This window comes from Flavobacterium sp. N2550, from assembly GCF_025947265.1.
GTDB classification, from domain to species: domain Bacteria; phylum Bacteroidota; class Bacteroidia; order Flavobacteriales; family Flavobacteriaceae; genus Flavobacterium; species Flavobacterium endophyticum.
The window spans coordinates 3,530,265-3,543,777 of the sequence record NZ_CP110007.1 but is presented as its reverse complement, the minus strand read 5'-3'; the positions used below and the strand labels follow the sequence as shown (position 1 = coordinate 3,543,777).

The 13,513-nt window shown below is 43.0% G+C and carries 12 protein-coding genes; 10 read left to right on the top strand and 2 right to left on the bottom strand.

Annotation, left to right across the window (positions count from 1 at the left end):
- Positions 1-13 precede the first annotated feature (13 nt).
- A complete protein-coding gene (locus OLM56_RS15745) occupies positions 14-772 on the bottom strand; it encodes a DUF4197 domain-containing protein (protein WP_264527647.1) in 759 nt (252 codons plus the stop codon).
- Between the two features lie 166 nt (positions 773-938).
- Here OLM56_RS15745 and OLM56_RS15740 point away from each other — a divergent pair, with 166 nt between their 5' ends.
- The 10 genes from OLM56_RS15740 to OLM56_RS15695 all read left to right on the top strand — a co-directional run bounded on the left by OLM56_RS15740 (position 939) and on the right by OLM56_RS15695 (position 12,665).
- On the top strand, positions 939-2,420 hold the full coding sequence (locus tag OLM56_RS15740; RefSeq protein ID WP_264527646.1) for a catalase: 1,482 nt from the start codon (positions 939-941) through the stop codon (positions 2,418-2,420).
- A 247-nt stretch (positions 2,421-2,667) separates the two neighbouring features.
- A complete protein-coding gene (locus tag OLM56_RS15735; protein WP_264527645.1) occupies positions 2,668-6,108 on the top strand; it encodes a methylmalonyl-CoA mutase family protein in 3,441 nt (1,146 codons plus the stop codon).
- A 170-nt stretch (positions 6,109-6,278) separates the two neighbouring features.
- The gene (locus OLM56_RS15730; RefSeq protein ID WP_264527644.1) at positions 6,279-6,803 is read left to right on the top strand and encodes a hypothetical protein; all 525 of its coding nucleotides are present in this window, start codon (positions 6,279-6,281) and stop codon (positions 6,801-6,803) included.
- 194 nt (positions 6,804-6,997) lie between these two features.
- Positions 6,998-8,833 carry an ABC transporter ATP-binding protein gene (locus OLM56_RS15725; protein WP_264527643.1) on the top strand — a complete coding sequence of 612 codons (1,836 nt, stop codon included), beginning with the start codon at positions 6,998-7,000 and terminating at the stop codon, positions 8,831-8,833.
- Between the two features lie 73 nt (positions 8,834-8,906).
- The gene (locus OLM56_RS15720; protein WP_264527642.1) at positions 8,907-9,941 is read left to right on the top strand and encodes a hypothetical protein; all 1,035 of its coding nucleotides are present in this window, start codon (positions 8,907-8,909) and stop codon (positions 9,939-9,941) included.
- A 267-nt stretch (positions 9,942-10,208) separates the two neighbouring features.
- Positions 10,209-10,538, top strand: a complete 330-nt coding sequence (locus OLM56_RS15715; RefSeq protein WP_264527641.1) for an ArsR/SmtB family transcription factor — start codon at positions 10,209-10,211, stop codon at positions 10,536-10,538.
- A gap of 60 nt (positions 10,539-10,598) precedes the next feature.
- Positions 10,599-11,075, top strand: coding sequence for a DUF6428 family protein (locus OLM56_RS15710; RefSeq protein WP_264527640.1), 477 nt, complete (start codon positions 10,599-10,601; stop codon positions 11,073-11,075).
- On the top strand, positions 11,048-11,203 hold the full coding sequence (locus OLM56_RS15705) for a hypothetical protein (RefSeq protein ID WP_264527639.1): 156 nt from the start codon (positions 11,048-11,050) through the stop codon (positions 11,201-11,203). Before OLM56_RS15710 ends, OLM56_RS15705 begins: the two co-directional genes overlap by 28 nt.
- Positions 11,204-11,209: 6 nt before the next feature.
- The gene (locus OLM56_RS15700) at positions 11,210-11,632 is read left to right on the top strand and encodes an arsenate reductase ArsC (RefSeq protein WP_264527638.1); all 423 of its coding nucleotides are present in this window, start codon (positions 11,210-11,212) and stop codon (positions 11,630-11,632) included.
- 583 nt (positions 11,633-12,215) lie between these two features.
- Positions 12,216-12,665, top strand: a complete 450-nt coding sequence (locus tag OLM56_RS15695) for a response regulator (RefSeq protein ID WP_264527637.1) — start codon at positions 12,216-12,218, stop codon at positions 12,663-12,665.
- 1 nt (position 12,666) lies between these two features.
- Here OLM56_RS15695 and OLM56_RS15690 read toward each other — a convergent pair whose 3' ends face one another.
- Entirely contained in the window at positions 12,667-13,017 is a 351-nt protein-coding gene (locus OLM56_RS15690) for a hypothetical protein (protein ID WP_264527636.1), read from the bottom strand.
- Positions 13,018-13,513: the final 496 nt, after the last annotated feature.

Here is a 13,513-nt window from a genome sequence, read left to right as displayed (position 1 = left end):
AAAAGGTACGGAATTAATCCTGCATCGCAAACACCTTTTTTAATAGGGGCGAAGTGCGTGCGCCTATATCCGTACGGATTTTTTTCTCTTCCACAGAAATCATCTTAAAGACGCCTTCCATCGCTTTGTCGGTTACATAATCATTCAGGTCCGGATTTACTTTCGTTACCAAAGGAATCGTATTGTACTTTTTGATAATGCCTTCCCAGACCTTGTCGGCTCCTACATTGCTTAGTGAAGTCTTAACCACCGGACTGAACTTAGAATATAATTCTGTAGAAGTAGTACCTTGAAGATAAGTCGTTGCCGCGTTTTCATTACCTAATAAGATGTTTTTAGCATCCGAAAATTTCATGCTCGTAATAGCGTTTACAAAAATTGGAGTAGCTTCCTTCACAGCGTCTTCAGCAGCGCGGTTCAATACTTTGATGCCCTCATCTGCTAGGCTCGACAATCCCATAGAACGTAAAGTCTTGTCTACTTTCTGTAATTCAGCAGGAAAAAGAATTTTTACCGCTTCGTTTTTATAAAATCCGTCCACGGCTGTCAGTTTGGTCACCTGCTCGGTAATACCTTTCTGTAGCGCTTCTTTCAGGCCGGCACTGATATCGGTACTGCCTAAAATACCTCCAGAACTTTTAGAACTTGTTTTAGATTGTAGTTTTTCAGTTTTAGATTGCACCTTGTCAGATGCCTTTTTAATGAATCCGTCTAATTGTCCAAAGCTGGCGATTGGCACAACAAATAACGCTAAAAGGAATAGTCTCTTCATAAGATTAAATTTTCGATTTCAAAGATAATCAAACATCATACCGTTTGCTATTATAATGTAAAGCTATTAAAAGATAAAAACAATCAATTTTGTTTATAATAATCAATTTCCTAAATTTGAGAAAACAAACTAGAAATAAAGCATTTATCAATAAATCAACTAAATTATGAAAGAACACAACAAACTCACCACGGCCTCCGGAAAACCTTATGTAGAAAATGAAGACTCACAATCCGTAGGACCAAGAGGACCGCTTTTGCTACAGGATTTTATCCTGCACGAAAAAATGGCGCACTTCAACCGCGAGCGTATTCCAGAAAGAGTAGTGCACGCCAAAGGTTCGGCAGCTTTCGGAACTTTTACCGTAACGCACGACATTACGAAGTATACCAAGGCAAAAATTTTCTCCCACATTGGTAAAGAAACAAAAATGCTATTGCGTTTTTCTACCGTTGGTGGTGAAAGGGGATCAGCCGATACCGAAAGAGATCCTAGAGGATTTGCCATGAAGTTTTATACCGAAGACGGAAACTGGGATCTTGTAGGAAACAACACGCCTATATTCTTCATCAAAGACCCGAAAAAGTTCGGCGACTTTATCCACACCCAAAAACGCGATCCGTATACCAATATGAAATCGCCTACGATGATGTGGGACTTCTGGTCGCTGAATCCCGAAAGCCTTCATCAAGTCACGACGCTCATGTCTGACAGAGGAACGCCTTACGGATACCGCCACATGCACGGATTCGGAAGCCACACCTTTTCTTTTATCAATAAAGATAACGAACGCTTCTATGTGAAATTCCACATGCTGACCAAACAAGGCATCAAGAACTTTACCGATGCCGAAGCCGCCGAAATGAAATCAAAAGACATGGACTTTGCGCAGCGAGACCTAATCGAAAACATCGACAAAGGAAACTTCCCGCGTTGGGACATGAAAATACAGGTAATGACCGAAGCCGAATCAAGAACGTATCACATCAATCCATTTGACTTAACCAAAGTTTGGCCGCACGGCGACTATCCGCTGATTGATGTAGGCGTCATCGAGCTCAACAAAAATCCAGATAACTATTTCCAAGATGTAGAACAGGCCGCTTTTGCTCCGGCACATGTCGTAGATGGAATAGGCTATTCTCCAGACAAAATGCTGCAAGGAAGATTACTGTCCTATCCTGATGCGCACCGCTATAGGCTGGGAGCCAACTACGAGCAGATTCCTGTAAATAGATGTCCGTTTGCCACAAACAATTACCAAAGAGACGGGCAGATGCGTGTTGACGGAAACGGAGGCAGCGCACCGAACTATTTCCCAAATAGCTTTGACGATATTGTAGTAGACCAATCCTATAAAGAACCAGCATGGGCATTAGAAAGCAATGTGGCTGCATGGTACGACCGCAATGCCGAAGGCGAAAACGACCACTATACCCAGCCGGGCAATCTATTCAGGCTTTTAGTGCCAGAACAGCAGCAGAACCTAATCAGCAATGTCGTTGGAGCCATGTCTGGAATTGAAGGACCGAAGCGAATGGAAATCATCAACCGCCAGCTATGCCACTGGTTTAGGGCCGATCCTAGACTAGGAATGGGAATAGCGCAAGGATTAGGTGTCGATATCGACCCAGCGATGATGAAATAATGCAGTCCACAGAATACCCAATAGTTTTGTAAATGTTGTGTCCATAAACAATATTTAGAGTTTTTATCCCCGACCCTTCTAGCGTCCAAGCGCTAGGAGGGTTTTTTATACGATGGTATTCGTTAAGACCCTGTCAGGGTTTTAAACCCTGACAGGGTCTTAACGTTAAATTAAAATACCAAATAAATCCTTCCAGATTTTTAGGAATTTCGTAAATTGCACACCTAAAATTGACATATATTTTAAAATGGAACAAGCAAAACCTTATATTCCTAAAAATAAAGTAAGAATTGTAACCGCTGCAGCTCTTTTTGACGGACACGATGCTGCAATCAACATAATGCGACGCATCATCCAGTCGACTGGAGTCGAGGTAATCCATTTAGGACACGATAGAAGCGTTGAAGAAGTAGTAAACACTGCCATCCAAGAAGATGCCAATGCCATTGCCATGACATCCTACCAAGGAGGACACAACGAATATTTCAAATACATGTACGACCTGCTCAACCAAAAAGGAGCAGGGCACATCAAAATCTTCGGAGGCGGAGGCGGCGTAATCCTGCCAGACGAGATAAAAGAACTCCAAGACTACGGTATCACCAGAATTTATGCTCCAGACGATGGGCGCGAGCTCGGCCTTCAAGGCATGATCAATGACTTGGTACAGAAATCGGACTTTCCTATCGGCGACAAGCTGAACGGCGAAGCCAGCCACCTCGAAGACAAGAACCCTACGGCAATTGCCCGTGTTATTTCCGCAGCAGAAAACTTTCCGGAAATTGCAAAAGAAACTTTAGACACGATCCACAAGCAGAACGAAACCAGCAAGATCCCTGTATTGGGTATTACCGGAACAGGCGGTGCTGGAAAATCTTCTTTAGTAGACGAATTGGTGCGAAGATTCCTGATCGATTTCCCAGAAAAAACAATCGGTCTTATCTCTGTAGACCCGTCAAAACGTAAAACAGGCGGAGCACTTTTGGGCGACAGGATTCGTATGAACGCCATCAACAACCCGCGTGTCTATATGCGCTCGTTGGCGACAAGACAGTCCAATTTAGCATTGTCTAAATACGTTGCCGAAGCCATTCAGGTCTTGAAAGCTGCCAAATACGACATCATTATATTAGAAACTTCAGGTATCGGACAATCGGATACCGAAATCATGGACCATTCCGATGTTTCCTTATACGTAATGACTCCAGAATTTGGAGCGGCAACCCAGCTTGAAAAAATCGACATGCTTGATTTTGCCGATCTTGTCGCAATCAACAAATTCGATAAAAGAGGGTCGCTTGATGCGCTTCGCGATGTCAAAAAACAATTCCAAAGAAACCATAACCTTTGGGATGCCAATCCAGATGACCTTCCGGTTTTCGGAACCATCGCTTCGCAGTTCAATGACCCGGGCATGAATACGCTTTACAAAGCCATCATGGACAAGATTGACGAAAAGACCGAAGCCGACCTAAAATCGACTTTCGAAATTACCCGCGAGATGAGCGAAAAAATCTTCGTCATTCCGCCGCACAGAACGCGCTACCTTTCAGAAATTGCCGAAAATAACCGAAAATACGATGCTACTGCGCTTACACAGCAGCAAGTAGCCCAAAAACTATACGGAATCTTCAAGACGATCGAGACCGTTTCCGGAAAGACGCCAGAAATCAACAAAGCTGGAATCAATGATGATTCTGTTTTGCCAAGCGCTCTCGAAGAACAAAACGAGACCCGCATCTTCTTGAACCTGTTGCTCAACCAGTTCGACAAAGTAAAGATGGACCTTGACCCGTACAACTGGGAAATCATCTTGACATGGGACGAAAAAGTAAACAAATACAAAAATCCAGTCTATACGTTTAAAGTACGTGACAAAGAAATCAAGATCGCCACGCACACCGAATCGCTGTCGCACTCGCAGATACCAAAAGTAGCCCTGCCAAAGTACGAAGCTTGGGGAGATATCCTCAGATGGTGCCTGCAAGAAAACGTGCCGGGAGAATTCCCGTTCACTTCTGGGCTGTATCCGTTCAAGCGCGAAGGCGAAGACCCGTCAAGAATGTTTGCCGGAGAAGGAGGGCCAGAAAGAACCAACAAGCGTTTCCACTATGTGAGCGCCGGACTTCCTGCCAAAAGGCTGTCTACCGCTTTTGACAGCGTGACCTTATACGGAAACGATCCGCACCTTCGACCAGACATTTACGGAAAGATCGGTAATGCCGGAGTATCCATCTGCTGTTTAGACGATGCTAAGAAATTATATTCAGGCTTCAACCTGGCGCATCCGCTTACGTCGGTGAGTATGACCATCAACGGTCCGGCGCCGATGCTGTTGGGCTTCTTTATGAATGCCGCTATCGACCAGCAGTGTGAAATCTACATCAAAGAAAACAATCTCGAAGACGAAGTAGAAGCAACGATCAACGAAATCTACAAAAAGAAAAAAATAGAAAGGCCGCGTTACAACGGCACGCTTCCAGAAGGAAACGACGGACTGGGCCTTATGCTTCTTGGAGTAACCGGAGATCAAGTACTGCCGAAAGATGTTTACGAGCAAATCAAGGTCAGAACGCTATCGCAAGTGCGCGGAACCGTTCAGGCCGATATCCTTAAAGAAGACCAAGCACAGAATACCTGTATCTTCTCTACCGAATTTGCCTTGCGATTGATGGGCGACGTACAAGAGTACTTCATCACCAACAATGTCCGCAACTTCTATTCCGTTTCAATCTCCGGTTACCACATTGCAGAAGCAGGAGCTAATCCGATTACACAGCTGGCGTTCACCCTTGCCAACGGATTCACTTATGTAGAATACTACCTGAGCCGCGGCATGGACATCAACGACTTCGGTCCGAACCTTTCGTTCTTCTTCTCGAACGGAATCGACCCAGAATATGCCGTAATCGGACGCGTTGCCAGAAAGATTTGGGCTAAAGCCTTAAAGGACAAATACGGCGCAAACGAAAGAGCCCAGATGCTGAAATACCATATCCAGACATCAGGCCGTTCGCTGCACGCGCAGGAAATCGATTTCAACGATATCCGTACCACGCTGCAGGCACTGTATGCTATTTATGACAACTGCAACTCGCTGCATACCAATGCGTATGATGAAGCCATCACGACGCCTACAGAAGAATCCGTACGCCGTGCCATGGCCATTCAGCTGATTATCAACAAAGAGCTGGGACTTGCCAAAAACGAGAACCCGATACAAGGCTCGTTCATCATCGAAGAACTGACCGATTTGGTAGAAGATGCCGTACTGCAAGAATTCGACAGGATTACCGAAAGAGGAGGCGTATTAGGTGCTATGGAAACCATGTACCAACGCTCTAAAATCCAAGAAGAAAGCATGTACTACGAAATGCTGAAGCATACGGGCGAATTCCCGATCATCGGCGTTAACACCTTCTTGAGCTCTAAAGGATCGCCAACGGTCATTCCGGCTGAAGTTATCCGTGCCAGCGAAGAAGAAAAACAGTTCCAGATCCACACGCTAGAAAACCTGCACAAGGCCTATGGCGAAAACATGAAAGAACAGCTAGCCATCATTCAAGATGCGGCCATCAACAACCAAAATATCTTTGCACAATTGATGGAAGCTACGAAAGTATGTTCTCTTGGCGAAATCACCGCATCGCTATTTGAAGTTGGCGGACAGTACAGAAGAAATATGTAATCGGCTTTGCCGTCTTCATAAAAACAAAAAGACCTTCGAAAGAAGGTCTTTTTTTAGTTCCCTATCCAAAACAGCTGCTGTTCATAGATTAAAAACGCCGTTCGTATATTTTAGCTTTTCGGCTTGCCGTGGGTTGCTTAGTTTCGTCGTATAAATTAAACCTAATCGTTATGAAACCAACCCTAAAACCAACCCGCTTACTAGTAGTGATGATTTTTGCCGCCTTTGCTATTTCTTGTTCTGATGATGGAAAAGATGGGGAAGACGGACTCAATGGCGAACCCGGAACAGCAAACGTAATCTTTAGCGAATGGCTTCCCGTTCCAACGGGAGCACCCGCAACCATAGACGGTACTTCTGGACTCCTCTATAATTTTGCTGCGCCTGAGATTACGACAGGCATCTTAGAAACAGGTGCCGTATTGACCTACATTCGATTTAGCACAGAAACCGTTCCCTTGCCGCATACTTCGCGCGCAGGAGGCACTGAAAATACAATTGCAGCCTATCCCGCTCTAGGCAATCTCAAAGTTTTCAGGTTCCGTCACGATGGAGGAACCCCAGCGGTACCTATAAGCTCCTTGGTGACCATTCGCTATATCATTATCCCAGGCGGCACTCCTGCGGCACGGCAAGTAAATTATAGAAATAAGAGCTACGAAGAAATCTGTGCCCTGTTTGGTATTCCAGAATAACCAATTACAAGTGCGGCCTGTTTTTATAATTCAAGTGAATGCAGAAAGACCTTCGTTACGGAGGTCTTTTTTTATGTGGCTAGCTATAAGAATACAGCCTTTGTACTGCAAACAAATGCGGTTATCGTTTCAGGGTACAGAAAACCAAGTCCGGCGCCTGCCATTGGCCTTGCAAAAATTTGTAAATTTAAGGCATGAAAAAACCACAGCCGCCCATAGCTCCCAAAAAGCCTACCTTCAAAGAAAAGATAAGCGCCTTGAGCAACCTTCCTGCCTTTTTCAAGCTCGTTTGGCAGAGCAGTCCCAAAAAGACATTGTTCAGCATCGTCCTCCGTGTCCTCCGTTCCGCCATGCCCGTAGCCTTGCTCTATGTGGGCAAGCTCATCGTAGACCAAGTCGTGCAGCTCAGCACCACCCCACAGCCGCACGACACCACCTACCTGTGGGAACTCGTTGCCCTTGAGTTTATCCTTGCCATTACTTCAGACGCCCTGAGCCGTACCATTGCGCTGCTCGACAGCCTGCTCGGAGATACCTTTTCGAACCATACATCAGTCAAGATCATGCGGCATGCCGCCGACCTAGATTTAGAACAAACTGAAGACTCAGAATACTACGACAAGCTCGAGCGTGCCCGCCAGCAGACCCTCGGCCGTACCATGCTGCTCTCGCAGGTCATGTCGCAGCTGCAGGACATTATCTCTATGGTCTTCCTTATCGCAGGGCTCGTTACTTTCAGTCCGCTGCTCATACTGCTGCTCATCATCACCATATTGCCGTCTTTTCTCGGAGAATCCTATTTCAACAGCCAGAACTATTCCCTTACCCGAAGCCAGACCCCCGAGCGCCGCGAGCTTGATTACCTCCGCTACCTCGGTGCCAGCGACGAGACGGCCAAAGAAATCAAGATATTCAATCTGGCCGATTTTGTCATTGCGCGTTTCAAGAAACTTTCAGACCAGTTCTATTACGACAACAGCAAGCTCGCCAAACGCAGGTCGTTCTGGGGCACGCTCTTTTCAATGCTCGGCAGTACCGGATACTACGGCGCCTACGTCTATATCATTACCCGCACCATTACGGGCCACCTTACGGTAGGCGACCTTACTTTTCTGGCAGGCTCTTTCCGCCAATTGCGAACCTTTACCGAAGGCATACTGCTGCGCTTCACCGTCATCTCGCAAGGCGCTATCTATCTCAACGACTTCCTTGACTTTTTCCAGATCAAGCCGTCTATAGCCGTTGCCAAGAATCCGATACCGTTCCCGAATCCGATTCGCGAAGGATTCACCTTCGAGAACGTCGGCTTCAAGTACCGCCACAGCGAGAACTGGGCCAACCGCCATCTTAATTTCACGCTGCACCCTGGCGAAACGCTGGCGCTTGTGGGCGAAAACGGAGCCGGAAAGACCACTTTGGTCAAGCTTCTCGCGCGCCTCTACGAACCGACGGAAGGACGCATCCTGTTAGACGGGATCGACCTTAAGCAATACGATCCCAAAGAGCTCCAGCACAATATCGGCGTTATCTTTCAAGACTACCTTCGCTACCAGATGACCCTATCCAGCAACATTGCCGTAGGCGACATCACCCAGCTTGGCAACCAAGCGCTGATCAAAAAAGCAGCCCAAGGCAGCATGGCAGATGGCATAGCCGACAAGCTGCCCAATCAGTACGAACAGGCACTCGGCAAGCGTTTTAATAATGGAGTAGAACTCTCGGGAGGCGAATGGCAGAAAGTAGCCTTGGCCCGTATCTATATGAAAGAAGCACCCGTGCTGATTCTCGACGAACCGACGGCCGCGCTCGACGCCAGAGCCGAATACGAAGTCTTTCAGCGTTTTGCCCAAATGACCGAAGGACGTTCTGCCGTGCTGATCTCGCACCGTTTTTCTACAGCCCGCCTGGCCGACCGTATCTTGGTGTTAGACAAAGGGCAGCTGCTCGAAATCGGGACACATGAGGAATTGCTCGCGCTAAACGGAAGGTATGCAGAGTTGTTTTTGTTGCAGGCTAGGGGGTATAAGTAATTTAAGCCGTTTTTGAGAAGCTTTTATTAAGCTATTAGGAGATTTAGGAAAATTAATTATATTTTATTAAAATATGAAGAAATGTAAATTATGTATAACACTTAAGGCCGACAAGAAAGGCTCGCATATTGTACCTCACTTTCTTTTAAAAAGGATAGATAATCAAGAAGGAATGACAGGTAGAGATAAAGAGTTGGGATTCGTGCTCTCGGAGTTTGGCGCTAAATCTTATTTTGGAAGAGCTACTAGTGTTGCAAAAATTGAAGAGATTTTTGGTGAAGTTACTGAAGAAGTTATTGATAAGAATAAAACATTGCCATTAGTTGAAGACTATGTCTTTTGCTCAATCTGCGAAAAAAAACTAGCGGTTATTGAAAGCGCATATGCGAATACACTTCAAAAGTTTGATTCCCCAGAAAAAAATTACAATAATGGGTTAGAGTCTTTCTTGTCTTTTTTATTTTGGATTTCAGTGATGTGGAGATTATCTATAGCATCACGAAGTGGCTTTAGGCTTAAGGCAGGAGATCAAAAGAGATTAAGAAGAATATTGTGTAGATATTTAGATTTAGACGGAGCAAATATTAAAACAACTAATGATAATCCTGATCTCAAAGAAATAGGGTATAAAGTTTTGAGAGCTCCTGAATACTCTGTTGAGCATTCAACACTTTTATTTTGTCATCCTAACTATCAAAAACCATATTATCTAATAATTGATGAATTTGTTATTGCTTTATATTTTAGCAGATCATATGTAGATTTGCAGCATCAACCTTTTTTAAACATCCCGGATGAGCTTAGTAAAATTGTTTTGAATACACCTTTTAAAGGGGAACTTATAAGAAGCGTATCTCCAAAGGTCATCGATGATATAAAAGAATATTTTTATAACGAACTTTCAAAGCGATATTTGCTAAATTTTAGTCGAGATCTTGACTCTATTCATAGGAAGTTTGGAGGAAGAGGACAACTACCACAGAAAGTAAAAGAAGAAATATTTAGAAAAATGATTCATGATGAAGATGTTAATTTTGGTAATAAATATACAATAAAACATAAAGCAATGGTAACATATGAAGTTTTAAGCAAGTATATAAAACAGTAAGTGATTTGACATTGTTGAGCCTTTGTATGTTTAAAACAAAATACAAACTTATCGTATTGACTTCCTTCTCATTAACAATAATCTTCATTAATGTTTTTTCCGTAAGTATGAATATGATGCATCATGCAGAGAATATGAAGATAAGTGCTCTATCTATAGAAAAAATAGACAGTATTTTCGCCTTTCATCCAAGCCTCACAATTAATTTCACCAATAATTTGTCTCTATAAATTATATATCGTAATATTGCGATATAATAAACAAAACATGGGCGCTACAAAAAAAGATATCTTTAATGAAGAGCAGAACAGGCTGGCAACAGTCTTAAAAGCTCTGGCGCATCCGGCCCGCATTGCCATACTGCAATACATCATCAAGCAAGATGCCTGTATCTGCAACGACTTGGTGCAGGAACTCGGACTGGCCCAAGCCACCATCTCCCAGCATCTAAAAGAACTCAAGAACATAGGAATAATAAAAGGGAATATTGAAGGCACCAGCGTTTGCTATTGCATAGACGAAAAAGCCTGGAAACAGATAAAAATAGAATTGAACCATTTTTTTGCAGATACCATCAAAACGGAAGAATGCTGCTAGGCTTTTTTTTGGATTTATGTATCGCAATATTACGATTAACACGTTAAAAGTATACAACACATGAAATTATCAGACGTAAAACAGATTTTGCCGGCATTAGAAAATGTCGAATTCCAGCTAGAAGACGGGACATTTGTTCCCGAACACTTTCACGTTACAGAAGTAGGGACCATCCAAAAACACTTTATCGACTGCGGCGGTACCGTCCGCCATGAAAAAGCCGTAAGCTTCCAGCTCTGGAATGCAGATGATTTTGAACACCGGCTAAAGCCAAACAAACTGCTGCACATCATCCAGCTGTCCGAAGAAAAACTAGGCATAGAAGATTCAGAAATAGAGGTAGAATACCAGAGCGGCACGATCGGCAAATACGATCTAGACTTTAACGGAAAAACATTTGTACTAAAAAACAAGACAACCGCGTGCCTGGCGCAAGAAGCGTGCGGCATTCCGTCCCAAAAACAAAAAGTAGCGCTATCAGGACTACAAGCAACGGCAGACGCTTCCAGATGCGCGCCAAATTCAGGATGCTGCTAGCCATGAAAGAAAAATGGATTCGATATAAAAAACCAATAATTATCACCACATCGGTTATCGTCTTGCAGCTTATTTTCGGATTCGATCCTAAATTCTGCATCATCAACCTGATCTGGCTGCTTGTATAAGAATATATGAAAACAAAAAAGATTTTAGTGCTCTGCACGGGCAACAGCTGCAGAAGCCAGATGGCAGAAGGCTATTTCAGGCACTTCGCGGGCGATAAAGCCGTTATCGTTAGCGCCGGAGTTGAAACCCATGGTGTACACCCTAAGGCCATTGCTATCATGCAAGAAGACGGTATCGACATTGCGCACCATACCTCAAACAATCTCGACGAATACCTCGATATTGACTTTGACTTTGTCATCACGGTATGCGACAATGCCAAAGAAAACTGCCCTTTCTTCCCGACCAAAGCATTGCGTTTCCATCATAATTTCCCCGATCCTGCCAAAGCGCTAGGCACGGAGAATGAAATTAAGGAACAGTTTAGGCAGACAAGAGAACTCATAAAAGACTACAGCAGAAAATTTGTAGCCGAGCAATTGCAATAAGGAAAAAGCCGTACTTCTGAAACATTGCTTCAGAGGTACGGCTTTCTTATTCCTTACTAATAATTTCCCGTAATGCTTTCTCCCGTACGCAATGAATATGATACATCCAGCAAGCTGCAAGAATAACCACAAGTGTTACGGCAGTAATAAAAAGCAATATATTTCTGGACAGGCATCCAGAGTTTTCATGCCGTTCGACTAAGTCATCATGTTTGATCATAAAAGAAGGGTCTTTTTTCAGGCATTTAAAATACTTCCATTTATTTAGCTAAAAATTATACGATTTCACGCAGAATTTATATCGTTTTATAGTTTTTCTTTGAAAAAAGCAAAATAATCTGCTTTTTCTAGCAGTGCTCCAGCGAATAAACAAAAAACATTAGGTTATGTGATAAGAAGAAAACAGACGTCACTAGATGCTGTTTAGTAAGAAGGATTCCAAAATAGAGATCACCAAAGAAAGCTTTATAAATTAAAGCCAAAGCCAACAATACCCTAAATAAAAGCCAAAAAAAATCTTTTGGCTGCTTTTTGACTACCTTTACGAAAAACGTATAAATTACATTATTAATATCGAAGGTCAATGAAGGAGTATGCTATTACGAATATAGTTTTGGTGGATGAAGATATAGAAGAATGCCGTAATTTCCGCAAAGCGGTCGAAGAAATCGACCGCAACCTAAAGCTCTTGTGTTTTCATAGCTGCGAAGACGTGATGGAGCATCTGAACGATACCGATATACAATTGCCGAATATTATTTTTTTAGAAATCCATTTTCCGGCAATGAGCGGTATCGACTGCCTTAAAGAAATCCGTTCCCACAATACCCTTAAAGATTTGACAATTGCCATCTATTCCAATTCCACTACAGAAAGCAATCAGGAACTGGCGTTTAATAACCGGGCAAATATCTTTGTCAAAAAGCCAAAAGACTTTGATGGACTTAAGAAGATTATCAAGTCAATCGTTGATATCTCATTTCAGTTCGACAGTGCAGATTTTAATAAAGATACCTTTCTTTTTTCGGTATAACCTAATCAATATAAAGGCTTACGCCCTTATCATCAATCCCAATCTGCTGTATCGTGTTTTCTGAAAGAGCAGACAATACCAATTCAAACACGTCTTCATCACTGATCTTATAGTTGATGCTGGCCGTTTTTTCGCCGTTAAAATAAAAATGCATATAGCCTGACTTCTGGAGTTCCGAAAGAAATTCCCCTTCGTTGCATTCGATGCTCCCGTCCAGTTCTTTTCCAAAATACCGTGGCAGTTCCTCTCCGCTCTCGATTCTCTCGGTCAAAAATTGCCTGATATCTTTTTCCTCTATCAAGACCTTGCACTTAGAAAAACTCAGGGTAAGAATGTGGGATATAGCTTGCATCTGGATGTGTTTATTGTAAAGCTAGTCATTAATAGTTCGGCAGTACCCAAAAAGAACGTTAAATTAAGGCAGGCACAAAATTAAATAAGGCTAGGAAGAGTACCATCGCAAAATATGAGGCTGCTATAGCCAAAAAGCAACAAACAACAGTAATTCATAGCGGTGCAATCGACTTTTAAATCGCTACAACCTATTTTTTGTTTCATGCAATTCACTTATAAAAGCATGCAATCCATCTTTTACCTTTAAAAATCCACTTTTTTATCGATACAAGTAGCTTAGTAGGTGCTGCAATCGACTCTGTATCCTATGCAATACGCTTTTAGAGCTTGCAATCGCCTTTACAAGTTCAGCAATTGCCTTTAGAGTGTGTACAACGCACTTTAATCACTTTACAATCGACTTTACAACCTTTTCAATTAAATATAACAATCAATAAATTATATCAATATTTGTGATAATTAATATAAATTATCATAAAATACAATATTATATA